The sequence below is a fragment of the Pectobacterium atrosepticum genome (assembly GCF_000740965.1).
GTDB classification, from domain to species: Bacteria; Pseudomonadota; Gammaproteobacteria; order Enterobacterales; family Enterobacteriaceae; genus Pectobacterium; species Pectobacterium atrosepticum.
On sequence record NZ_CP009125.1, the window covers coordinates 1,310,230 to 1,334,671 of the forward strand.

Here is a 24,442-nt window from a genome sequence, read left to right on the forward strand (position 1 = left end):
GTTGTGTAGTATGTCAGCGTGATTGATCTACGTCGCCTTATGTATTGCATGAGGATATCTTAATTAATCCATCGGGCAAGGTGGTGATAAAGTGTGATGGACATTGTAGACAAAACATATTGGTAGTGAACAAAGCGTAAAGGTGAATATGTATCGCGTGTTGCTGATTATACTGGGGTGGATTTCTGTTGTGCTGGCAACGTTGGGTGTCGTATTGCCTTTATTACCGACCACACCTTTCTTGTTACTGGCCGCTTGGTGTTTTGCCCGCTCCTCCCCGCGTTTCCATAACTGGTTACTGCACCGCTCTTGGTTTGGCAGCTATCTGCGCCATTGGCAGCAACATCGGGCGTTGCCGCCAGGAGCAAAGTGGAAGGCTGTCACCATGATTCTGCTGACGTTTGCGCTTTCGCTCTGGTTAGTCAAGCTGGTTTGGGTCAGGATCTTGCTGTTGGTCATTTTAACTATTTTGCTGACCTTCATGCTTCGTTTACCCGTGGTTGATCCAGAACAACAAACGCAGGGCGCGGATCCGAAAAGATAGCGCAAACGGCGGTCTCCGTGACGGGCAGACAAAAAATATCCACCTAGAGTGCGGATGGTTGCATTTATCCGTCACTTTGACTAGATTTGAGCGTTTTCGTGCACGGGTCGCCATTTTCCTCTTTGTCATAATGCTTATTCATCACATCATGCGATGATGAAAGCCTTGTGGCGACCGGCATTTGTATGTTCAGAACGTTTTATCAGGCACAACTATGACGACCGTAACAGCGCAGCAGCAGGCAGAATTAATTAAAAACAGTATCAAAAGCATCCCCGATTATCCGAAGCCGGGCATACTGTTCCGTGATGTCACCAGCCTGCTGGAAGATCCTGTGGCCTATGCGGCCAGTATTGACATGCTGGCGAACCGTTATCGCAACACCGGTGTGACGAAGGTTGTCGGCACCGAAGCGCGTGGTTTTCTGTTTGGCGCCCCTGTTGCGCTGGCGCTGGGTGTGGGTTTTGTTCCCGTGCGTAAACCGGGCAAACTGCCGCGTCCAACGATCAGTGAAAGCTATGAACTGGAGTACGGTTCAGATACGTTGGAAATTCATGCGGATGCGATCTCTGCTGGCGATAATGTGCTGGTGATCGACGATCTGCTGGCAACGGGCGGTACGCTTGAAGCCACGGTGAAATTGATCCGTCGTCTGGGTGGCACGGTAAACGATGCCGCTTTTATCATTAACCTGTTCGATCTGGGTGGCGAGCAACGCCTGACTGAGATGGGTGTAACCTGCTATAGCTTGGTTGACTTCCCCGGACATTAATCATAACAGTCTCGCCGATAGCGGCGTGGCTGTGTTAGCATGATTGCCTCAATAACTCGACTGTTGCGGTATTGATGAGCTATCAGGTTCTTGCCCGTAAGTGGCGTCCCCAAACCTTTACCCAAGTTGTCGGTCAGGAACATGTCCTGACCGCGTTGGCTAACGGCCTTTCCCTAGGTCGAATCCATCACGCTTATTTGTTTTCTGGCACCCGCGGTGTCGGGAAGACGACGATTGCCCGTTTGCTGGCAAAAGGGCTGAATTGCGAACAGGGTGTAACGGCAACGCCGTGCGGCCAGTGTGATAATTGCCGAGAAATCGAACAGGGCCGTTTTGTCGATTTGATCGAAATCGACGCCGCTTCTCGCACTAAAGTCGAAGACACGCGCGATCTGTTGGATAATGTGCAGTATGCCCCCGCGCGTGGGCGATTCAAGGTGTACTTGATTGACGAAGTACACATGTTATCGCGCCACAGCTTTAATGCGCTGTTAAAAACGCTGGAAGAGCCACCTCCGCACGTCAAATTCCTATTGGCGACTACCGATCCGCAGAAACTGCCGGTGACCATTCTGTCGCGCTGCCTGCAATTTCATCTCAAAGCGCTGGATGTCGAACAGATTCGTGCGCATTTGGAACAGGTACTACAGGCGGAGAATCTCGCCAGTGAACCACGGGCACTGCAACTTCTGGCGCGTGCTGCCGATGGAAGCTTACGTGATGCGCTGAGCTTGACCGATCAAGCTATTGCCATGGGGCAAGGGCAGGTGACAACCGCTTCAGTCAGCCAAATGTTAGGCACGCTGGACGATGAACAACCGCTGGCACTGATTGAAGCGTTGGCGAAAGGCGATGGCGGGCAAGTCATGTCGCTGCTAGATCAGGTTGCTGCACGAGGTGTGGATTGGGAATCGTTATTGGTAGAAACCCAAACGTTGTTACACCGTATTGCGATGGTTCAACTGCTGCCTGCGGCGTTGGGCGATGATTACGCGGCTGTTGAAGCGCGGATACGAGAGTTGGCGCGAGCTTTGCCACCGGCTGACGTGCAGCTTTATTACCAGACGATGCTAATTGGCCGCAAAGAGCTGCCTTTCGCGCCGGATCGTCGGATGGGTGTTGAAATGACGCTACTAAGAGCGTTGGCGTTTCATCCCAGTCAGATTATTGCCGAACTGGTTGCACCAGTAAGCGCCGCGCCTGCTCAGGCTGCGCGTGCGCCCTCTGTCAAGCCGCCTGCGCAGCCGCAACCTACGGCAACAACATCGGCGGTGGCTCGTGCGCCAATGCCGCAAAACAGCGAATCTCATGACGACGTGCTGCCGTCATCATACTCTCCCGAACCGCCGATGGATGCCTCTGCCTATGCGCCACCGTTAGGGGAAGCGACTGTTACGGCCGGTTCTGCGGATCAGCATGGTGTGAGTGAATTACCTGATGCGACTTCTCAGCTGTTACAGGCTCGCAGCCAGCTACTGCGAAAACAGGGGAGTACGCCACCAAAAAAGGCTGAACCGGCAGCGTCTGACAACACGCGGCCGGCAACCTCAGCGCTGGAGCGATTGGCTTCGGTGACTGAGCGCAGTATTCAACGGCAAAACGCGCAAACCTCTCCCTCCGAACCTAAAAAGCCGGAAGCGTATCGTTGGCGGGCGCAGAATAAAGTCGACGAAGAGAAGGTCGATGTGACGACGCCAAAAGCGCTGCGTTCGGCATTGGAGCACGAAAAAACGCCTGAACTAGCGGCACGGCTGGCGGAAGAGTCATTGGAGCGGGATCCATGGGCGGCGGAAATCCATCGCCTGACATTGCCAAAACTGGTACAACAGCTGGCACTCAATGCGTTTAAAGAGAGCGAAGAGGCAGGAAAAGTCCATCTACATCTGCGTTCATCTCAGCGGCATCTGAATTCGCCTGTGGCGCAAAAGACGCTGCTGGATGCATTGACGGCCCACTATGGGCATCCTGTAGAATTACTGATTACTGAAGACGATAACCCAGCGGTGCGGACGCCGCTGGAGTGGCGTCAGGCTATATATGAAGAGAAACTGGCGCAGGCGCGTCAGTCGATTCTGGCCGATACGACGATTCAAACGCTGCGGCGTTTCTTTGATGCGGAACTGGACGAAGAAAGTATCCGCCCTGTTTAACCGCTGCGAGTGCGCAGCCCGACGTGATAGAGAGAAAACTATGTTTGGTAAAGGTGGAATTGGCAACCTGATGAAGCAAGCCCAGCAGATGCAGGAAAAAATGCAGCAGATGCAGGAAGAAGTGGCGAATCTGGAAGTCACGGGCGAATCGGGCGCAGGTCTGGTGAAAATCACGATCAACGGTGCGCATAATTGCCGCCGTGTTGAGATCGACCCTAGCCTGATGGAAGACGACAAAGAGATGCTGGAAGATCTGATCGCTGCGGCGTTCAATGATGCCGCTCGTCGCATCGCAGAAACGCAGAAAGAGAAAATGGCAACGGTTTCCAGCGGTATGCAATTGCCGCCGGGCTTCAAGATGCCGTTCTGATGCAGACCAGCCCGCTTCTTGAATCATTGATGGAAGCGCTGCGCTGCCTGCCGGGCGTTGGGCCCAGGTCGGCGCAGCGTATGGCGTTTCAACTACTGCAACGTAACCGCAGCGGTGGTATGCGTTTGGCGCAGGCGTTGACGCAAGCCATGTCCGAAATCGGGCACTGTAGCGATTGCCGGACATTCACCGAGCAGGACGTTTGTGCGATTTGCTCGAATCCACGCCGCCAGCAAAATGGGCTGGTTTGCGTTGTAGAAAGCCCGGCTGATATTCATGCCATTGAACAGACGGGGCAGTTTGCTGGTCGTTACTTTGTGCTAATGGGGCATTTGTCGCCGCTTGATGGCATTGGCCCAGACGATATTGGTTTGGGGCGATTAGAAGAGCGCCTGCAAGTGGAATCGTTCAACGAAGTGATTCTGGCTACTAACCCGACGGTAGAAGGCGATGCTACAGCGAATTATATCGCTGAGCTCTGTGCGCAACACGGCGTGATGGCCAGCCGCATTGCACACGGCGTTCCCGTTGGCGGTGAGCTGGAAATGGTCGATGGCACGACGCTCTCTCATTCGCTCGCGGGTCGTCAGCCCTTCCGGTTTTAATCTGTCGGCTGCCAGTCGCATCATCTGGTAGCCGCAGTCATCTTTTCTTCCCCCACGATTTTCTTGATCCGCTGAAATTTACCCCTTGAAATCACCTTGGTTTATCCCCATTTGCTACTTATCGTCAGTTTAATCAGCCTGAATAATATTAGGATTGAGGTAAGCAACAATGAGTATGAAAGGCCAAGAAACTCGCGGGTTCCAGTCCGAAGTTAAGCAACTACTGCATTTGATGATCCATTCGCTTTACTCCAATAAAGAAATTTTTCTGCGTGAATTGATCTCCAACGCCTCTGATGCAGCAGACAAGCTACGTTTCCGTGCGCTGTCCACACCAGAACTGTATGCGGGTGATGGCGACCTGCGCGTGCGCGTGTCTACGGATAAAGAAAAACGTACTCTGACGATTTCTGACAACGGTATCGGCATGAGCCGTGACGAAGTGATTGATAATCTGGGTACTATTGCAAAATCCGGCACTAAATCCTTTCTGGAATCCATGGGTTCCGATCAGGTTAAAGATAGCCAACTGATTGGTCAGTTCGGTGTGGGTTTCTACTCTGCCTTCATCGTGGCGGATAAAGTGACCGTGCGTACCCGTGCCGCGGGCGCGAATGCCGATCAGGGCGTGTATTGGGAATCTGCCGGTGAAGGCGATTATACCATTGCTGACATCACTAAAGACGATCGCGGAACGGAAATCACTCTGCATCTGCGTGAAGGCGAAGACGAGTTTCTGGATGACTGGCGTGTGCGTTCCGTCATCAGCAAATACTCTGACCATATCGCGCTGCCGGTAGAAATCGAATCCCAGACAGAAAGCGAAGAAGAAGGTGGTGAGTCCACTGTTAGTTGGGAAAAAATTAACAAGGCACAAGCCCTGTGGACGCGCAGTAAATCTGAAGTCAGCGATGATGAGTACAACGAATTTTATAAGCACATCTCCCATGACTTTACCGATCCGCTGAGCTGGAGCCACAACCGTGTAGAAGGCAAGCAGGAGTACACCAGCCTGCTCTACATTCCTGCACATGCACCGTGGGATATGTGGAATCGCGATCATAAACACGGTCTAAAATTGTATGTTCAGCGTGTCTTCATTATGGATGATGCTGAACAGTTCATGCCGAATTACCTGCGTTTTGTTCGTGGCCTGATTGATTCCAACGATTTGCCGTTGAACGTTTCCCGTGAGATTTTGCAGGACAGCCGTGTGACGCAGAATTTGCGTAATGCGCTGACCAAACGTGTGCTGCAAATGCTGGACAAACTGGCGAAAGACGACGCGGAAAAATATCAAACGTTCTGGCAACAGTTCGGTCTGGTGCTGAAAGAAGGTCCGGCGGAAGACGGTAGCAACCGGGAAGCGATCGCGAAACTGCTGCGCTTTGCCACCACGCAATCTGATAGTTCAGCGCAGACGGTGTCGCTGGAAGATTACGTTAGTCGCATGGTGGAAGGTCAGGACAAGATCTACTACATCACTGCAGACAGCTATGCGGCAGCGAAGAGCAGCCCACACCTGGAGCTGTTCCGTAAGAAAGGCATTGAGGTATTGTTGTTGTCCGAGCGTATTGACGAATGGATGATGAGCTACCTGACCGAGTTTGACGGTAAATCCTTCCAGTCTGTTAGCAAAGCGGATGATACGTTGGACAAACTGGCTGATGAAGAAAACGATGCGCAGAAAGAAGCACAAAAAGCGCTGGAGCCGTTTGTCGAGCGTGTGAAAACGCTGCTGGGCGAACGCGTTAAAGACGTGCGTTTCACGTACCGTTTGACCGATACGCCTGCAATTGTCGTGACGGATGCCGACGAGATGAGCACGCAGATGGCGAAACTGTTCGCCGCAGCGGGCCAACAAGCGCCGGAAGTGAAGTACATTTTTGAACTGAACCCGGAGCACGCGTTAATTAAACGTGCAGCTGACGTTTCTGATGAGGCTGAATTTGGTGAGTGGGTTGAGCTGCTTCTGGATCAGGCTTTGTTAGCGGAACGCGGAACGCTGGACGATCCAAATCTGTTCATTCGTCGTATGAATCAGCTATTAAGCGCCTGATATTGATGTCCTTCAGACCCCGGTGTCAACCGGGGTCTTCTCCGATTTTACTCTTCCTTCCTCTGACGAGGGTTTCTTCGTCTACACTGAATGGCAACATTAGGCAGACGGCAAACCGTATTTTTGGGTATTTGGTTTTTTTTCATCTGCCTACGCGATGCTGAAGCGAGCCAGTTCCTTGAGCATAAGCGTCCAGAATGGTATGGTTCAGCGTTTTTCAAATTTATTTTATAAATATTACATAGCAAGGGGATTTACGCGATGCGTATTATTCTGCTGGGCGCTCCGGGCGCAGGCAAAGGTACTCAGGCTCAATTCATCATGGGAAAATACGGTATTCCGCAGATTTCCACGGGTGACATGCTGCGTGCAGCGGTAAAAGCCGGTACTGAATTGGGCAAGCAGGCTAAAGAAATCATGGACGCGGGTAAACTGGTCACTGATGAACTGGTCATTGCTCTGGTTAAAGAGCGCATTGCACAGGACGATTGCCGTAACGGTTTTCTACTGGATGGCTTCCCACGCACCATTCCGCAGGCTGATGCTATGAAAGATGCTGGCATCGATGTGGACTACGTCATCGAATTCGCAGTTCCTGACGAACTGATCATCGATCGTATCATTGGTCGTCGCGTTCATGCGGCGTCCGGTCGTGTTTATCACGTAAAATTTAATCCGCCTAAAGTTGAAGACAAAGACGATGTGACCGGCGAAGACCTGAGCGTTCGTAAGGACGATCAGGAAGATACCGTGCGTAAACGTCTGGTTGAATATCATCAGCAGACTGCGCCACTGGTTTCTTACTATCAGAAAGAAGCTGACGCGGGTAATACGCGCTATTTCAAAGTGGAAGGCACGCGTAAAGTAGAAGAAGTTCGCGCAGAACTGGAAACCATTCTGGGCTAGTTTTTCTAAGCGAATCATACCCCGCCATCTGAATGCCAGACGATCGTCTGGCATTTTTTTGTTCTGAAATTCTTGTTTGCTTATTTTTCTCTATTGATAGCATCGGCTTTACCCCTGCTATCTACCCGTATTTGTTTAGCTTTTTTTCGCTACAATAGGAATCTGATGTTACGCACTGGTGGGCTGAAAGAAAGCCTGCTTCTCCATAAAAGGAAGACGGCGATGAAACAAGAGAAATACGGCGTGCTGATGGTGAACTTAGGGACACCTGATGCCCCGACGCCGCAGGCGGTGAGGCGTTATCTGGCTGAGTTTCTGAGCGACCGCCGCGTAGTGGATACACCGCGTTTGCTATGGTGGCCGTTGCTGCGCGGTATCATCCTGCCAATTCGCTCACCACGAGTGGCGAAGCTCTATCAATCTGTCTGGATGGAAGGCGGATCGCCGCTGTTGGTGATTAGCCGTCGACAGCATCAGGCGCTGGCTGCACGTATGCCAGACACGCCTGTTGAGCTAGGCATGAGCTATGGTTCGCCCAGCTTGCGTTCAGCGCTGGATAAGCTGCTGGCGCAGGGCGTAACGCAACTGGTGGTTTTGCCCATGTATCCGCAATATTCCTGTTCAACGACCGCCGCGGTATGGGATGGGCTTGCTGCGCAACTGCGTGATAATCGGCAGTTGCCTGCGATTCGCTTTATCCGTGATTACGCTGAACATCCTGCTTATATTGCGGCCTTGAAGCACCGTGTTGAGCAGTCTTTTGCGGAGCATGGTGAGCCGGACAGATTGGTGATCTCCTATCACGGCATTCCCGTGCGTTATGCCAATGAAGGGGATGACTATCCGCAGCGCTGTCGGGCGACGACTGAGGCGCTGATTGCCGCGCTGGGGCTGCCGGAAGGCAAAATAATGATGACCTTCCAGTCGCGTTTTGGCCGTGAACCCTGGCTAACGCCGTACACGGATGAAACCATGCAGGGATTACCCGCACAGGGAATCAAGCACATTCAGATTATGTGCCCTGGTTTTGCTGCGGACTGTCTGGAAACGCTGGAAGAGATTCAAGAACAGAACCGTGAAATCTTCCTGCACGCTGGTGGAGAAGCATTCCACTATATTCCTGCGCTCAATGACGATCCGCTACATATCGATCTGCTGGAACAGCTAGTTGGAAAAGTAGAATAGGGGAGAGATTACCTTTGTTTGGTAATGCTTGAAAGCATCATACCTACGTTGAACAGCATAAAAAATGGCGGGCATAATTTGTCCGCCATTTTTGTTATTCAGCATGTAGTCGAGCCGTTTAGATAGGACACGCCTGAGGTGCTGGTGGGATTTCATCCAGCTTCAGCAGCGTGATCATGCTGTTGGCTATTTCCCTTTCGCCCATGACTACCTCATTGGCACCGTGCTCGGTAATGTAGCTAACTTCATCGTCATAGTGCGCGCGAGCAATAATCTCTAGGTCGGCGCGTTTCTCACGGGCCGCAGCGACGATTTCCCCGGCTTCATAGCCGTTCGGAATGGTCAGTAATAGCCAACGGGCACAGTCGATACGAGCAATATCCATGACTTCAGGCTTTGTAGCGTTGCCCAACACGGCTTTAATGCCTTGCTCACGTAGGGCATCGACGCGTGTACGTGAATTCTCAACCACTACCACGGGAATGCCTGCCTGATGCAATTTGGCGCCAATCAGGCTACCAACGCGGCCATAGCCGACCAGCAGAGCATGGTTGCACATATCGACAGGAATCTGTTTCTCTTCTTCGATGGCCTCTTCTACGATCTGCTCTTCTATTGTTTCGTTCTTCGCCAGATAGCGTTCAAGCAGCGTAAACAGCAGCGGGTTTATCATGATGGAGAGAATGGCACCGGCTAGTACCAGATTTCGACCCTCTTCGGACAACAGCCCCAACACAATGCCGAGTCCGGCTAAAATAAAGGCAAATTCGCCGATCTGCGCCAGACTGGCAGAAATCGTCAATGCTGTCCGTTTTGAGTGGCCAAAGAGGCGAACCAGCGCGAAAGCAGCGGCTGACTTACCGAACACGATGATTGCCAGAGTGATCAGCACGGAAACCGGATCGTTCAGCAAGATCATCGGATCAAACAGCATGCCGACAGAAACAAAGAACAGTACGGCGAAGGCATCGCGCAGCGGCAGTGTATCGTGAGCAGCCCGCTGACTGAGCTCAGATTCGTTCAGTACCACACCTGCAAAGAATGCGCCCAGTGCAAAAGAGACATCAAACAGTTTCACTGCGCCAAAGGCGATACCCAGAGCCATCGCTAATACCGCCAGTGTGAAAAGCTCGCGTGAGCCTGTGCTTGCGCTTTTTGCCAACACCCACGGCACTAGACGGCGACCTACCACAATCATCAGGGTGATAAACGCGATGACTTTACCTATGGTCCAAGCCAAATCGGCTAGCAGCTTGCTGGTGTCAGCATGCTCAGCCCCGATCATGTCGCCGAAGGCTGGCAGCAGAACCAGCGTAAGCACCATCGCCAGATCTTCTACGATCAGCCAGCCGATAGCGATTTGGCCACGCTGGCTATCAATAAGCTGGCGTTCTTCCAGCGCACGTAGCAGAACCACTGTACTGGCGGTTGATAGACAGAGGCCAAAAACCAGGCCGCTCGCCAGGTTCCAGCCCAGCATAGTTGATAACCCCATTCCAAGTAGCGTTGCCACGGCAATCTGGGCTATCGCACCGGGAATGGCTATAGACTTTACCGCCATGAGGTCTTTCAGCGAGAAGTGCAGGCCAACGCCAAACATCAGCAGGATTACGCCAAGTTCAGCCAGTTCTGATGCTAGTGAGGTATCAGCGACAAATCCGGGGGTAAAAGGACCGACAAGTACGCCTGCGGCAAGGTAACCAACAAGGGGAGAGATACGTAGGCGGTGTGCCAGAATACCAAGGATGAAGGCAAGAACCAGCCCCCCTGCGATAGTAGAAATTAGCGGTGTTGCAGCATGCATCCCAACTCCTTGTGCCATAGATGAAACGTAATTGAGCGGATTTACCCTTCTTGCCTTGAAGCTACAGCGTGGTTAGCGGCGCTTACGTACCCTTATCACTCTTATTATGTACCGAAAAGCGTATTGGGATTCGTTCGTTTGCTGTCTGGTTGCAACGCCAATTATTCTGGGTATATACAAATTCTATTGCATATAACGAAATGTTGCTTGGATAAAAGTGGTATTTTATGAAAAATATCAGCTTCTCCAGTTAAAGGTAGTGTAACACAGATTTATGGATGGTTTCTCACGATAAGCATTGATAAACATGCGTAATTATTATGATGGCGTGATGTTCTTGGTGTGAATTCACTACAAATTTTCCGTGTATTCAACGGAATGATTTTTTCCACCTGTGTAAAAGCCAGAAAACAGAGGATAAACGGTGTGATGTTAGGTTATTACGATGAAGTATCCATATTAGCAAGAGTTCGTGACGGTGCGACGACAGTGCCAGGCCAGCGTGATATCACTATAGCGGCTATACCTAATCTGATTTTGTCACCTACTGCACATTGCTGACGGATGGCGTGAACGTGCTTGGCGCATTGTTCATCTGGCTGTGATAATTTGTGCAATGAATTTCTCAGTGGTTCCACTGCAGCTTTAAAATAAACGGAGATTTATCATGCGCTTTTCAATAAAAGCTCTGGGATGTGCAATGGCAGTATCGCTGGCGTTAACACCTGTTATGTCAATGGCTTGGGAAAAAGACAAAACATACGCCATCACTATTTTGCATACGAATGACCACCACGGTCATTTCTGGCATAACGATCACGGCGAATATGGTTTGGCTGCGCAAAAAACGTTGGTCGATCAGATTCGTCAGGAAGTGGCGAGTAAAGGTGGCAGCGTATTACTGCTTTCCGGCGGTGATATTAATACCGGCGTTCCTGAGTCCGATTTGCAGGATGCGGAGCCTGATTTTCGTGGTATGAACATGGTTGGCTATGATGCGATGGCACTCGGCAACCACGAATTCGATAATCCACTGTCTGTGCTGCGTCAGCAGGAGAAATGGGCAAAATTCCCACTGTTATCGGCCAATATCTACCAAAAAAGCACCGATCAGCGGTTGTTCAAGCCTTATGCCCTGTTCGACAAGCAAGGTGTGAAAATCGCAGTTATCGGCCTGACAACGGATGATACGGCCAAATTAGGCAATCCTGAGTATTTTACCGATATCGAATTCCGTAATCCTTCGACGGAAGCGAAGCAGGTTGTTGAGCAGTTGCGTAAGAGCGAAAAGCCAGATGTGATCATTGCTGCGACGCACATGGGGCACTATGACGATGGTAATCATGGCTCGAATGCACCGGGTGATGTGGAAATGGCGCGTAGCCTGCCTGCTGGATATCTGGACATGATTGTCGGCGGCCACTCGCAGGATCCGGTCTGTATGGCGCAGGAAAATAAAAAGCAGGTGGATTATGTGCCGGGCACGCCTTGTGCTCCCGATCGCCAGAATGGTACCTGGATTGTTCAGGCGCATGAGTGGGGTAAATATGTGGGTCGTGCTGATTTCACATTCCGTAATGGCGAATTGAAACTTGAGCATTATCAGCTGATTCCGATCAACCTGAAGAAAAAAGTAGAGAAAGACGGCAAGACCGAACGGGTTTTCTATACGCATGAAATCACGCAGGACTCTGACGTCATGAAAATGCTGACGCCGTTCCAGGAAAAAGGACAGGCGCAGTTGGGCATCAAGATCGGTAGCGTGAAAGGCAAATTGGAAGGCGATCGCAATCAGGTGCGTTTCCGTCAGACCAATCTGGCACACGTGCTGCTGTCTGCGCAACTTGAGCGAGCAGAGGCCGATTTCGCCATCATGAGCGGCGGTGGAGTACGTGATTCGATTGAATCGGGTGATATCACTTATAAAGATGTACTGAAGGTTCAGCCGTTTGCTAACACGCTGGTTTATGTGAATATGAAAGGCAGCGACGTCGAGAAATACCTAGCCGTAGCCGCTAATAAAAAGGTGGATTCTGGTGCCTATGCGCAATTCCTTAACGTTAGCCTAACGGCAGACGGACAGGGCGTGCAGAACGTGAAAATCAAAGGTGAGCCGTTGCAGGCAAATAAAGTTTACCGCATGGCAACGCTGAACTTTAATGCGATGGGGGGGGATGGTTACCCACGTCTTGATAATTTGCCAGGTTATGTGAACACCGGTTTTGTTGATGCTGAAGTGCTGAAGCAATATATCGAGAAGCATTCTCCGCTGGATGCGCAAGCTTATGCACCGAAAGGTGAGATTGTTTATAAATAACTGATAATGATGGCGGTTTTTGTCTCTGTGCTGGTGGCGAAAACCGCTGTTTTTTCTCTGAGATATCTTAAAGAAATAGCGTGGATTTAAGATCTTATTTGCCAAAGTGAAATAAATTAATTCATTGGTTTAAATTATAAAAATCCCTTTTTCTTAACGCGCTTTAAAATAATTCCCCCGCAAAATAAATGATACTCCCTGTGCCTTTTATCAACGGAGTTATCAAAATAATGAAAAGCGTAAATATTGAAATTAATGTCTGTGATAGTACAGGAAAATCGACGTGTACTGTTCATCCCCCTATTCAGGTCACCCCTCATACTTGCTGTCATTCAAATGACGAGGGTGAGGAAGAACCTAATGTTTCGGGTGTTTTCTCCGTATTTGGACGGACTGGTGTTGTCACTGCACAATCCGGTGACTATACCGCCGATCAGATTACCGAAACGGCCACCAGAAAATTTGCTACATCGGATGAGAAAGCAGTCTGGAATGCGAAGCAGGCTGCATTAATCTCTGGAACAAATATTCGTACGCTCTTTGGCCAATCGTTGTTAGGTAGCGGTGATCTTTCACCAACACCAGCACAAATGGGTGTAGCAGCGGTAGGACATACTCATACCACATCGGAAATCACCGACTACACGCAAAAAACGAAACAGCTCATCCATTCCTCATTGGAAGCAGGGGCGGGCATAACGCTGAGTTATAGCCCTGCGAGTGAGAAAACGGTAATTAGCGCAACGGGCGGAGGCTCTGGCAGCGGCGATTCTGGCTATATTGTCGCCGATCGACAGGGCGCAACGGCAGGGCAAAATCACGCGTTCAGCATGAGTCCACAAAATAAATTTAATCTCGCGGCGTATGCGCTGAAAGAAGTCGTTGGTGCAGCGAATCAGGTTTATGTGGTTGATGATTTCAATGCATCGAGCAAAATTAACTATGAAACAACAAATGATGTTGTTTTTGATGGAAAAATACATCCGAATATTGGCGGAGGTGTTGAGCTTGTTAAGAACGGTGATTTTTATTCATCGGAGGTGAATTCGGGTAATCGTGCTGTCTCTATTAGTCTACCCAGTGTGTCAATTGTACCCGTAATGACGGCAGACTCTGATCGCGGTTATATTGCATCGGCATCTTCAATATATTCGCCATCGTATCCTGCATATATCGCATTTGATAGAAATGATTCTAGCCCCAATAACGTGCGTGACTGCTGGGCCTCAAATCAGAGGCCGACAGACAGTAATCCTCAATGGCTGAGTTTGAAATTCCCTGACCATCAATATATTACTGAGTACGCGATAACAAACCGTGTATATGCTGGGCTGTCAAATCCAAGGTCATGGGAATTACAAGGGAGTAATAACGATAATGACTGGGCCACTCTGCATGCTGTATCAAACGATGAAAATAACACATCGGGCGTTATTCGCCGATTTACAGTATCGACTCCGGGGCGATACATGTCGTATCGATTATTGTTCACAGCATCGAATGGCGGCGATAATTTTGTTTGCATCAAAGAATTATCGTTGTTCACCGGTTCAAAGATGTTACTTAAAGCGGGTGAGCAATGGTTTACTGTGAGAAATGGAATTCTGTCAAATGTTCCTGCTCCAACCAGTGCCAGTGATTTTATTCGTGATGGTTTTATCGCATCAGGAAATATCCAACAATACCCATCCAGTAATATATATTCAGGGGAGGGAATACATGTTGACGTTCTTTACACACCACAATCCCAGCTATCAATTCAACGCTCTCTGCTCCCTGGTGGATCATGGTCACAAATCAATTCCGCAATCTTAACAGCTACGCAGACGGGCAGCGGCAAAGTGCGCGTCGCCGTAACGCGAGATCTGATTAACTGGTATGTCTTGCGGAGCGGGGCGTGGGTTGATGTTGGTGCATTGTCAGCAGATACGGCAGGCGCTACGGTGTTGATTGCTGATGGTATGACGCCAGCCGAGCTTGGTGGGATTACTGCGGCACAGTGGACGCAGTTGTTCTCATCAAACAATGACGTGCCGGACGCGCTTGCGTTTGCATTCGCACTTGATATCACCGATCCAGCCACAGATGTTGCGACTATTGATCGACTGGTACTGAACGTCAACGATGCGTCTAGCTGGAAAGTGCAATCCCCTGCGGAAGTGGAAATTCGCTGGCGCACCGACAGTGTGACATTCCGTACCGTGACGGCGGGTAATTATAAACTGGCGTATCAGGTTCCGTAATTCTTCTCCCTACTGCCTATTCCAATGGCCGTGTATATCGCGGCTTTTTTTTCATCTGTGTTTTATATAAAAGAATAAATTATTAAAACGCTTTAAAATAATACTCTCTCTAAATAAACGACACTTCTGATGCCTTTTATCAATGGAGCCATCAGTACTATGAAAAACATCAATATTGAAATCAATGTTTGTGACAGTACAGGCAAATCAACATTTACCGTTAATCCTCATACTTGCTGTCATTCCGATAACGGAAGTGGGCAAGAACCCGGTGTTTCTGACGTTTCCTCCGTATTCGGACGGACTGGTGTTGTCACTGCACAATCCGGTGACTATACCGCCGATCAGATTACCGAAACGGCCACCAGACAATTTGCTACACCGGATGAGAAAGCAGTCTGGAATGCGAAGCAGGCTGAATTAATCTCTGGAACGAATATCCGCACGCTCTTTGGTCAATCGTTGTTAGGTAGCGGTGATTTTTCACCAACCCCAGCGCAAATGGGCGTAGCAGCGGTAGGGCATACTCACACCACATCGGAAATCACCGACTACACGCAAAAAACAAAACAGCTCATCCATTCCTCACTGGAAGCAGGAGCAGGCGTGACGCTGAGCTATAACGCTGCGAATGAGAAAACGGTAATTAGCTCAACGGGCGGTGGTTCCGGCAGCAGCAACTCTGGCTACATCGTCGCCGATCGTCAGGGCGCAACGGCAGGGCAAAATCACGCGTTCAGCATGAGTCCACAAAATAAATTTAATCTCGCGGCGTATGCGCTGAAAGAAGAAGCAGGTGCTGCGAATCAGACTTATGTGGTTGATGATTTTAATGCGTCGAGTGAGCCAAATTACAAAGCGACGAGTGCAGTTATTTTTGATGGCATGGTCAGTCTTTATACTGGTTCAAATTATCAACTAATGCCAGATGAGGGTTTTTACTCTGCTGAAATAAAATCGGATGGTGAGAAATTAGATATCGCTGTAATGGCTGATTTTTCTTCGTCCGTTATTCCTTTTATGACATCTAATACATTGCCAGTAGGTTATACAGCGAGCGCATCTAATGAATCTCTAGGGATGTATAAAGCTTTTATCGCGTTTGATGGCTCTAACAATTCAGGTCCGCCACCCAACTGTTGGGGAACTGATGGGACATGGGTACCTTCTATTGAACGTCCTCACTGGCTACAAATCGATTTACCAGCGGAAGAGGTCATCGGTGGTTATCAAATTACCAACCGTAGCCAACTGGATATGGGGAATGTTCGAACGTGGAAACTCCAAGGCAGTAATGATAAGAGTGTAACGTGGGATGATTTACATTCCGTTACCGATGACGCAAATAATGAACCTGGTGTGATAAGGAATTTTACTCTCTCACAATTCTCTAGTTACAAACGTTACCGTCTGTTAATTACAGCTATTAATGGTAGCAGCCCATATGTCACTATTTCAGAATTAAAATTCTTTCAACCAAATGGAAAGTTTGTTATCCATACTGGTGGGAAAAACTATGGCTTCTCTGGAAGCGTACTGACTGAAATCACTGGAGAGTTGACCCCAGAAAAAATAGATCTGTTAGGTGTATCGAAAATCGATTCATTAAATACGACGCTGCCTATTTTTACTACTCCTGTAAAACTGATTTCTGATCGGCAGATTAGTGTGCGCACAACATATACACCATTAGAGCAATTAGTCATTCAGACGTTATTAACATCAACTGATTCATGGTCACAAATCAATTCAGCAACGCTAACAGCAACGCAGACTGGCAGCGGCAAAGTGCGCGTCGCCGTAACGCGAGATCTGATTAACTGGCATGTCTTGCGGAGCGGGGCGTGGGTTGATGTTGGTGCGCTGTCAGCAGATACGGCAGGTGCAACGGCGTTGATTGCTGATGGTATGACGCCAGCCGAGCTTGGTGGGATTACTGCGGCACAGTGGACGCAGTTGTTCTCATCCAACAACGGCGTACCAGATGCCCTCGCCTTTGCGTTCGCGCTTGATATCACCGACCCTGCCACAGATGTAGCGACCATTGACCGACTGGTGCTGAACGTCAACGATGCGTCTAGCTGGAAAGTGCAATCACCAACGGAAGTGGAAATTCGCTGGCGCACCGACAGTGTGACATTCCGCACTGTGGCAGCGGGCAATTACAAACTGGCGTATCAGGCTCCGTAATAACTCACGATACTCAACATTCTACTTGCCGCGAATGTCGCGGCCTTTTCTTTTTGATGTCGTCCAATTTTTCTCCAGCCACTCACTGCGTCATTCTAACCGCTTAGCACGCTATTCTGCCGCCTACCCAAATACCCGCCCCACGCGCGTACGCGATGACGTACTGTGCCGCCACTATCTTCCTTATCTGAAATACGCGATGACTCGCGTTATCGCACAACGCTTTACCAGGGTTTATTTTTCTACAGCTAACAAAATCAAACGATTGTGATTTTTAATTGAAGGATGTCTTATGAAGAGCAATTCCATTCTTAAACACATCCCCTGGATGATTCTTGGAATCATTGGGGCTGCCTGCCTCGGCGTAGTCGCACTACGTCGCGGTGAGCATGTCAGTGCCTTATGGATTATTGTTGCTTCTGTCGCCGTTTACCTCGTGGCCTATCGATACTACAGCCTGTATATCGCACAAAAAGTCATGCAGTTGGATCCGACCAGAGCAACCCCCGCCGTTGTCAATAACGACGGTCTTAACTATGTACCGACGAACCGTAACGTTCTGTTCGGGCACCACTTTGCTGCTATCGCAGGTGCGGGGCCGCTGGTTGGGCCGGTACTGGCCGCGCAGGTCGGCTACCTGCCGGGCACCTTATGGTTGCTGGGCGGCGTGGTGCTGGCGGGTGCCGTGCAGGACTTCATGGTGCTGTTTATTTCGACCCGCCGTAACGGTGCGTCGTTAGGCGAAATCGTTAAGAAAGAACTCGGCCCAGTACCGGGTACGATTGCGCTGTTCGGCTGCTTCCTTATCATGATCATCATTCTTGCCGTACTGGCGCTGATTGTGGTGAAAGCGCTGGCAGAAAGTCCGTGGGGCGTCTTTACCGTTTGTTCTACGGTACCGATCGCGCTCTTTATGGGCGTCTACATGCGCTTTATCCGTCCGGGTAAAGTCGGTGAAATTTCGGTGATGGGGATCGTGCTGCTGGTGCTGGCGATCTGGTTTGGTGGCGTAGTGGCACATGACCCGTACTGGGGTCCGGCGCTGACCTTCAAAGATACGACCATTACTTATACGCTGATTGGCTATGCCTTCGTGTCTGCACTGCTGCCAGTATGGTTGATTCTGGCTCCGCGTGACTATCTGGCGACCTTCCTGAAAATCGGTGTGATCGTCGGTCTGGCGATTGGTATTGTGATACTTAATCCCGATCTGAAAATGCCAGCGATAACGCAGTTTGTGGATGGCACCGGTCCGGTCTGGAAAGGTACGCTGTTCCCATTCCTGTTTATTACTATCGCCTGTGGTGCGGTGTCTGGCTTCCACGCATTGATTGCTTCCGGTACTACGCCGAAATTGATGGCTAACGAAAAAGATGCACGGTTCATCGGTTACGGTGCAATGTTGATGGAATCTTTCGTGGCGATCATGGCTTTGGTTGCGGCGTCTATCATCGAACCGGGTCTCTACTTTGCGATGAATACCCCGCCAGCGGCGTTGGGTATTACGATGCCGGATCTGCATCGACTGGGCACTGCGGATGCGCCGATGATTTTGGCACAGTTACAAGATGTATCTGCACACGCGGCAGCAACCGTCAGCTCCTGGGGCTTCGTAATTTCTCCTGAGCAGATTATGCAAACGGCGAAAGACATCGGTGAACCTTCCGTTCTTAACCGCGCAGGTGGTGCACCAACGCTGGCTGTCGGCATTGCACACGTGTTCCACCAGATCATTCCTGGCGCCAATATGGGCTTCTGGTATCACTTCGGTATTCTGTTTGAAGCGCTGTTTATTCTGACAGCTCTGGATGCGGGTACGCGTGCTGGTCGCTTCATGTTGCAGGATCTGTTGGGTAACTTCGTTCCTTTCCTGAAGAAAACGGATTCGCTGATTGCTGGTATGATCGGTACGGCGGGTTGTGTCGGTCTGTGGGGCTACCTGCTGTATCAAGGTGTGGTTGATCCGCTGGGCGGCGTGAAGAGCCTGTGGCCGCTGTTCGGTATCTCTAACCAGATGCTGGCTGCGGTGGCGCTGGTACTGGGTACCGTCATCCTGATTAAGATGAAACGTACACAGTACATTTGGGTCACATTGGTTCCGGCGGTTTGGCTGCTGATCTGTACCACTTGGGCGCTGGGTCTGAAACTGTTCAGCGACAACCCACAGTTGGAAGGCTTCTTCTACATGGCGAACATGTTCAAGGGCAAAATTGCAGAAGGCGGTGCCGATCTGAGCGCGCAGCAGATTTCGAACATGAACCATATCGTGACCAACAACTATACCAACGCCGGTCTGAGCATTCTGTTCCTGATCGTGGTGTACAGCATCATAGCGTACGGTATTAAAGCGGCATTGGCTGCACGTAAAGTGGCTGAACGTACCGATCAGGAAACGCCGTATGTTCCGGTTCCTGAAGGTGGCGTGAAACTCTCTTCTGGTCACTAAGCCACACGCGCCTGTCAGATTTTGCGAGACAGCTAGCAAGGTTGAACGCGAAAGATGACGGGTACAGATACCCTGTATAATGTATAACGTTATGCAGGGTATTTTTTATCTAGCCGCTATTGCAGGCGATGGTCTGGAGGTAATGATGTTTGGCAATCTGGGAAAAGCAGGAAAATATTTGGGCCAGGCGGCGCGTATGCTGGTCGGTATGCCAGATTATGATACCTATGTGCAGCATATGCAGACCAATCACCCGGATAAACCTGCGATGACGTACGAAGAATTTTTCCGCGAACGCCAGCAGGCGCGTTACGGCGGAGACGGCAAAGGCGGGATGCGCTGCTGTTAACGACTTGGAACCTGTTATGACTCAACCTTTATCCTCTGATGTGACTAAACCTGTGTATGTCACTATTTTGACCGGGTTTCTCGGTGCCGGAAAAACCACCTTATTACGGCATATCCTGAATGCCGAACACGGCTACAAGATTGCCGTGATTGAAAATGAGTTCGGCGAAGTTCCGATTGATAATACGCTAATCGGTGAACGTGCCAGCCAGATTACGACGCTGAGTAACGGCTGTATCTGTTGCACGAAGTCCAATGAGCTGGCTGATGCGCTGCTCGATCTGGTTGATGGCGTGGATAACGGCACGCTAGATTTTGATCACGTCATCATTGAATGCACTGGTATGGCCGATCCGGGGCCGGTGGCGCAAACCTTCTTCTCTCATGAAGTTATCTGTGAACGCTTTGTTCTGGACGGAATCATCACGTTGGTTGATGCGGCACATGCGCAACAACAGCTTAATCAGTTCACCATCGCACAGTCACAGATTGGCTATGCTGATCGCATACTGCTAACCAAAACCGATGTGGCAAGCGAAGACGAGACGCTGCTACCGCGTTTGCAACGCATCAACGCGCGCGCACCAATCTATCCTGTGGTACACGGGAATATCGATCTGAGCGTGCTGTTTAACATCGACGGCTTTGTCCTTAGTGACAAGCTGGACGTGAAAACGCCGGTATTTCGCTTTGTCGCTCCTACGCAGAATAACGTGCAGTCGATTGTTGTGTATCTCGATGATGCCGTTGAGCTTCAGGCAGTCTCCGATGTGATGGAAAACCTGCTGCTACAATTCTCCGATAATCTACTGCGTTATAAAGGCATTCTGGCCATCAACGGTGACGACCGCCGCCTGCTGTTTCAGGGAGTCCAGCGTTTGTACAGCGCTGACTGGGACAGAGAATGGCATGCTGATGAAGAAAGAAAGAGCGTGCTGGTGTTTATTGGTGTTGATTTGCCTGAACAGGAAATCCGTGACGCTTTCGCTCGTCTGACGGCATAACGCTATTGTTTATCTGTGCTGGCCATCCAGGTCAGCACAATCTTGCTGATTTACTTTTTTTCTGCCTCTTACTCTACTTATACAGCGCCCTGTCTGGTTGGGCGGTACGTGTCATATGTAGATTCTCATAATGGGAATAGTGCAATTGCACGAAAAAATCCCTACCTTATTGTAATTATTACGAATACATCTAAAACGTGATCGTCTCTCGCTTTTTAATGGAATGTTGGTGGTATTTTATTAAAACGATATTTCATTATTTAGTGAGGTTAAGTATGCGTAGTGGTCTTGCTCTGTCTTTAATGGCTTCCTGCATCACACTGGGTATTCAAGCTGGTACGGCACAAGCGGCCAGTTCAGTGAAATTCCCAGATAAAACCTGTGACGTCACACAATACGGGGCCGAAGGTCACCGCCTACAGATCGCACTAAATACCGAGGCTTTCCAGAAAGCGATTGATGATTGCGCTGCGGCTGGTGGCGGAACGGTACACGTTCCTCGCGGTAACTATCTGGTCGATCCGCTGTTTCTGAAGAGTAACATCCGACTGGATTTGGCAAAAGATGCAACTATCGTCGCGTCGACCGAAGTCGCGGCGTATCGCGCGACGGAAAAAACCAAGTACGCTGAAGCGGAAAATGGCTGGCTTCCCTTTATCAGTATTGCCGATGCGCAGAACGTGGCTATCACCGGTCAAGGCACCATTGATGGGCAGGGTGCCGTCTGGTGGGAGCGCTGGCGTGAGAATATTCGCGCAACCGGCAAGAAGGGCGGGACCGATCGTCCCCGTCTGATTTATATCAAAAGTTCCAGCAATGTGCTGGTGGACGGTGTCACACTCACGCATTCCCCGAGCTTCCACGTTGTGATGCGTTACTCGCATGATGTGGATGTGAACGGTACTCGGATTCTGTCACCGTGGCATGCACCAAACACCGATGCTATCGACCCGATCGACAGCCAGAATATCCGTATTACTAACAACTACATCGACTGTAATGACGACCATATCGCGATAAAAGCCGAGAAGCCGGATAGCCGCTTCCCGAATGGTGTCGTGGATAACATCTATATCGCCAACAATATCCTGAAGCAGGGGCGCGGCATTTCTATCGGCAGCGAAACTTCCGGCGGTGTGAATAACGTACTGGTTGAAAACAACCAGTTTGAAGGTTCCATGTACGGTATTCGCATTAAAACCCTGCGCGGTAAAGGCGGCGAAGTGAAAAACATCACTTACCGTAATACCAAAATGGTGGATGTCGAAATACCGCTGGTCTTTGCCGCTTACTACAAAGCCGCGCCGATTGTGCAGGCTGAGGTAGACAAGATGCTGGCCGAAGGCGGCTTCACGATGGGTGAGCAGATTTACCCACCGGATACCGACCCAGAGCAGCCATTTGATCAGTACAAGACGCCGCATTTCAGCAATGTCACCATTGAAAATCTGGAATCTACCGGTAAAACCAAGGCCGCCGCGTACATTATCGGCGTGCCGGAAGCGCCGCTCAGTGGTTTCCACTTTGATAACGTGCGGATTGATGCGGATAAAGGTATTCGGGTAAGGAATGCGGAACTGCAAACCAAAGGCCTGACTGTCAATGTGAAGGAAGGCCCGGTAATGCAGTTGGATAAAGGGGCGAAAGTCGATCAGTAATCGATTATACCCTAAATAATTCGAGTTTCAGGACAAAAACGGCAAGGCGTTTTTGAACAGTGCGTGCGCTGACCCCGAAGGGGTGAGGCCATAAGGCCGAATAACGCGGCAAGGGAAGGACAAATTCGTCGGGAACGAATTTGACCAGCCAACGGCTGGCCTCCGGTGAGAGACAGGATGTCTCTCATTTCATCCCGATGAGCTTACTCAAGTAAGTGATTCGGGCGACTGACAAATCTGCCAGAGGCAGGTTTGAACGCTGCTTGCAGCGGCCCCAGCGGGGCGAGACACACATCAGTGTGTCGAGTAGTGCAGCCAACGTACATGCAACTTGAAGTATGACGAGTATATGAAGCGGTAGCGGGGGACACACTGGCCGTGGAGTCCTCTGCTATCTGCTTCGCTTTGATACTACATTGCCTGACAGGTTATGCTCGTTTAATCACAGGAATTAATCATGCTTGGCGATATCAGCAAAGGTGGCGCGCAGTAGCCGCGCCAGATCATCTGCCGATAATTCGATATCCAATCCACGTTTACCGCCGGAAATGAAAATGGTATCGAACTGGCGCGCTGGTTCATCAATCACGGTCGGCAGCAGTTTCTTCTGCCCAAGTGGGCTAATCCCTCCCACCAGATAACCCGTTACACGCTGAGCGATGACCGGATCGGCCATATCGGCTTTTTTGGCGGACAGCGCACGTGCGACTTTCTTGAGATCCAACATTCCAGCGACCGGCGTGATGGCAACTGCGAGATTTTTTGCATCACCATTCAGAGAAACAAGCAGCGTTTTATAAACCTGTTCTTTATTCAGCCCCAGTTTTCTGGCCGCTTCCTCGCCAAAGTTGGTTTCGTCGCTGTCGTGGTGGTAACTGTGTAGCGTAAAGGCGATCTTATTCTTTTCGAGTAAATTGACTGCGGGTGTCATGACTTCACTATCCTTAAACCCTTTTTGGGTCTTATCTTGCGGACGCACAGGTGCGCCATAGTGTGTTCTTTCACTGTTTTGCTGAATGACCGTCGTTGAGCAGCGTAGGTAAATTCTCATCGCCATACAGATGCAGCGCACCGACGGCTACAACGTAGTTTCCGGGCGGCAGCGCCTGAAGCTGCTGCTGCCAACGACGGTTACGCTGACCCATCAGCAGGTCAGTCATTTCATTGCTGAACGTTGCGGGGATATCCGGTTTATAGGTGCCGGGCTTGTTGTCTAGCCACCAGCCCACCATCGTTTGCAGCAAACGCGCGTTGGTGTGCCAGTGCTTAATGGTGTCTTCCAGCAAGAGCAGACCGCCCTGAGGCAACTGTTGTAACAGGTCAACCTGCGTCTGCTGTCCTTCCAGTTCGATAATCTGAATTCCGTGGGATTTCGCGGCATTAATCAACTGATAATCAATGCCGTAGTCGGGGCGTAAGCCCAGCAGCTGTGCCTGTCTCGCTTGCAGCATCAGCGCGGCCTGCCAGCCTGGAAGCGTATTGATAGTGCTCTCATCGAAAGAGAGCGATGCGCAGATTTTTTGCAACTGGCGGTAGTTCTCCGGGCTGAGGCGCTGCACGAGCGGTGGCTCGGTATCACTGTGTCCGAAGGGAGAGTGAGAATCAGAGATGTCGGCTTCTACAATGAGTGCAGTCGCCTGCTGGAGCTGTTGCAGCAGCGTATCGGGCAGCGGTGCCATATCCAGGCTACCCATATGGATACTGCCAACCAGATGCAGTTGTCGTTCATTGCCAAGCTGAACATCTATCGCCGGGTAGGCATAAGCCAGTGGTGAAATAAAACCAAGAAAAGTCGCGATTCTACGCAGCAGTTGCCCCATTGATTCCGTCTCCTGATGTGG

Annotated in this window: 18 protein-coding genes; 15 read left to right on the plus strand and 3 right to left on the minus strand. The window is 50.3% G+C overall.

Annotated elements, in window-relative coordinates; translation table 11 throughout:
* The first annotated feature begins 148 nt into the window (after window positions 1-148).
* From GZ59_RS05770 to hemH, 8 genes are all read left to right on the plus strand, one after another.
* Entirely contained in the window at window positions 149-544 is a 396-nt protein-coding gene (locus GZ59_RS05770; protein WP_039290649.1) for a DUF454 family protein, read from the plus strand.
* Window positions 545-758: 214 nt separating this feature from the next.
* Window positions 759-1,316 (plus strand): adenine phosphoribosyltransferase, encoded by a 558-nt coding sequence (gene apt / locus GZ59_RS05775; RefSeq protein ID WP_011092766.1) that lies wholly within the window; start codon window positions 759-761, stop codon window positions 1,314-1,316.
* Between the two features lie 74 nt (window positions 1,317-1,390).
* Window positions 1,391-3,466, plus strand: coding sequence for a DNA polymerase III subunit gamma/tau (gene dnaX, locus GZ59_RS05780; protein WP_039290652.1), 2,076 nt, complete (start codon window positions 1,391-1,393; stop codon window positions 3,464-3,466).
* 40 nt (window positions 3,467-3,506) lie between these two features.
* Complete coding sequence (locus GZ59_RS05785; RefSeq protein ID WP_011092768.1) at window positions 3,507-3,836, plus strand: YbaB/EbfC family nucleoid-associated protein; 330 nt, start codon at window positions 3,507-3,509, stop codon at window positions 3,834-3,836.
* Complete coding sequence (gene recR / locus GZ59_RS05790) at window positions 3,836-4,441, plus strand: recombination mediator RecR (protein WP_011092769.1); 606 nt, start codon at window positions 3,836-3,838, stop codon at window positions 4,439-4,441. The genes GZ59_RS05785 and recR overlap by 1 nt, the downstream gene beginning before the upstream one ends.
* Window positions 4,442-4,616: 175 nt before the next feature.
* Window positions 4,617-6,500, plus strand: a complete 1,884-nt coding sequence (gene htpG / locus GZ59_RS05795) for a molecular chaperone HtpG (RefSeq protein WP_173361620.1) — start codon at window positions 4,617-4,619, stop codon at window positions 6,498-6,500.
* A 261-nt stretch (window positions 6,501-6,761) separates the two neighbouring features.
* Window positions 6,762-7,406, plus strand: a complete 645-nt coding sequence (gene adk, locus GZ59_RS05800; RefSeq protein WP_011092771.1) for an adenylate kinase — start codon at window positions 6,762-6,764, stop codon at window positions 7,404-7,406.
* A gap of 222 nt (window positions 7,407-7,628) precedes the next feature.
* Window positions 7,629-8,591, plus strand: coding sequence for a ferrochelatase (gene hemH, locus GZ59_RS05805; RefSeq protein WP_011092772.1), 963 nt, complete (start codon window positions 7,629-7,631; stop codon window positions 8,589-8,591).
* 118 nt (window positions 8,592-8,709) lie between these two features.
* On the opposite strand, the gene ybaL is transcribed toward hemH, so the two are convergent.
* Complete coding sequence (gene ybaL, locus GZ59_RS05810; protein WP_011092773.1) at window positions 8,710-10,395, minus strand: YbaL family putative K(+) efflux transporter; 1,686 nt, start codon at window positions 10,393-10,395, stop codon at window positions 8,710-8,712.
* A 667-nt stretch (window positions 10,396-11,062) separates the two neighbouring features.
* Between ybaL and ushA the strand changes: the two genes are divergently transcribed.
* From ushA to GZ59_RS05845, 7 genes are all read left to right on the plus strand, one after another.
* The gene (gene ushA / locus GZ59_RS05815) at window positions 11,063-12,712 is read left to right on the plus strand and encodes a bifunctional UDP-sugar hydrolase/5'-nucleotidase UshA (RefSeq protein ID WP_011092775.1); all 1,650 of its coding nucleotides are present in this window, start codon (window positions 11,063-11,065) and stop codon (window positions 12,710-12,712) included.
* A gap of 230 nt (window positions 12,713-12,942) precedes the next feature.
* Entirely contained in the window at window positions 12,943-14,955 is a 2,013-nt protein-coding gene (locus GZ59_RS05820) for a discoidin domain-containing protein (RefSeq protein WP_039290657.1), read from the plus strand.
* Between the two features lie 159 nt (window positions 14,956-15,114).
* A complete protein-coding gene (locus tag GZ59_RS05825; protein WP_039290659.1) occupies window positions 15,115-17,145 on the plus strand; it encodes a discoidin domain-containing protein in 2,031 nt (676 codons plus the stop codon).
* A gap of 292 nt (window positions 17,146-17,437) precedes the next feature.
* Window positions 17,438-19,591, plus strand: a complete 2,154-nt coding sequence (locus GZ59_RS05830; protein ID WP_011092778.1) for a carbon starvation CstA family protein — start codon at window positions 17,438-17,440, stop codon at window positions 19,589-19,591.
* 145 nt (window positions 19,592-19,736) lie between these two features.
* Window positions 19,737-19,940, plus strand: coding sequence for a YbdD/YjiX family protein (locus GZ59_RS05835; RefSeq protein WP_005976130.1), 204 nt, complete (start codon window positions 19,737-19,739; stop codon window positions 19,938-19,940).
* Between the two features lie 16 nt (window positions 19,941-19,956).
* On the plus strand, window positions 19,957-20,943 hold the full coding sequence (gene yjiA, locus GZ59_RS05840; protein WP_011092780.1) for a GTPase: 987 nt from the start codon (window positions 19,957-19,959) through the stop codon (window positions 20,941-20,943).
* A 275-nt stretch (window positions 20,944-21,218) separates the two neighbouring features.
* Window positions 21,219-22,601, plus strand: coding sequence for a glycoside hydrolase family 28 protein (locus GZ59_RS05845; RefSeq protein ID WP_011092781.1), 1,383 nt, complete (start codon window positions 21,219-21,221; stop codon window positions 22,599-22,601).
* A 451-nt stretch (window positions 22,602-23,052) separates the two neighbouring features.
* On the opposite strand, the gene ybaK is transcribed toward GZ59_RS05845, so the two are convergent.
* Both ybaK and GZ59_RS05855 read right to left on the minus strand, forming a co-directional pair.
* The gene (gene ybaK / locus GZ59_RS05850; protein ID WP_011092782.1) at window positions 23,053-23,532 is read right to left on the minus strand and encodes a Cys-tRNA(Pro)/Cys-tRNA(Cys) deacylase YbaK; all 480 of its coding nucleotides are present in this window, start codon (window positions 23,530-23,532) and stop codon (window positions 23,053-23,055) included.
* A 70-nt stretch (window positions 23,533-23,602) separates the two neighbouring features.
* The gene (locus GZ59_RS05855; protein ID WP_011092783.1) at window positions 23,603-24,421 is read right to left on the minus strand and encodes a TraB/GumN family protein; all 819 of its coding nucleotides are present in this window, start codon (window positions 24,419-24,421) and stop codon (window positions 23,603-23,605) included.
* Window positions 24,422-24,442: the final 21 nt, after the last annotated feature.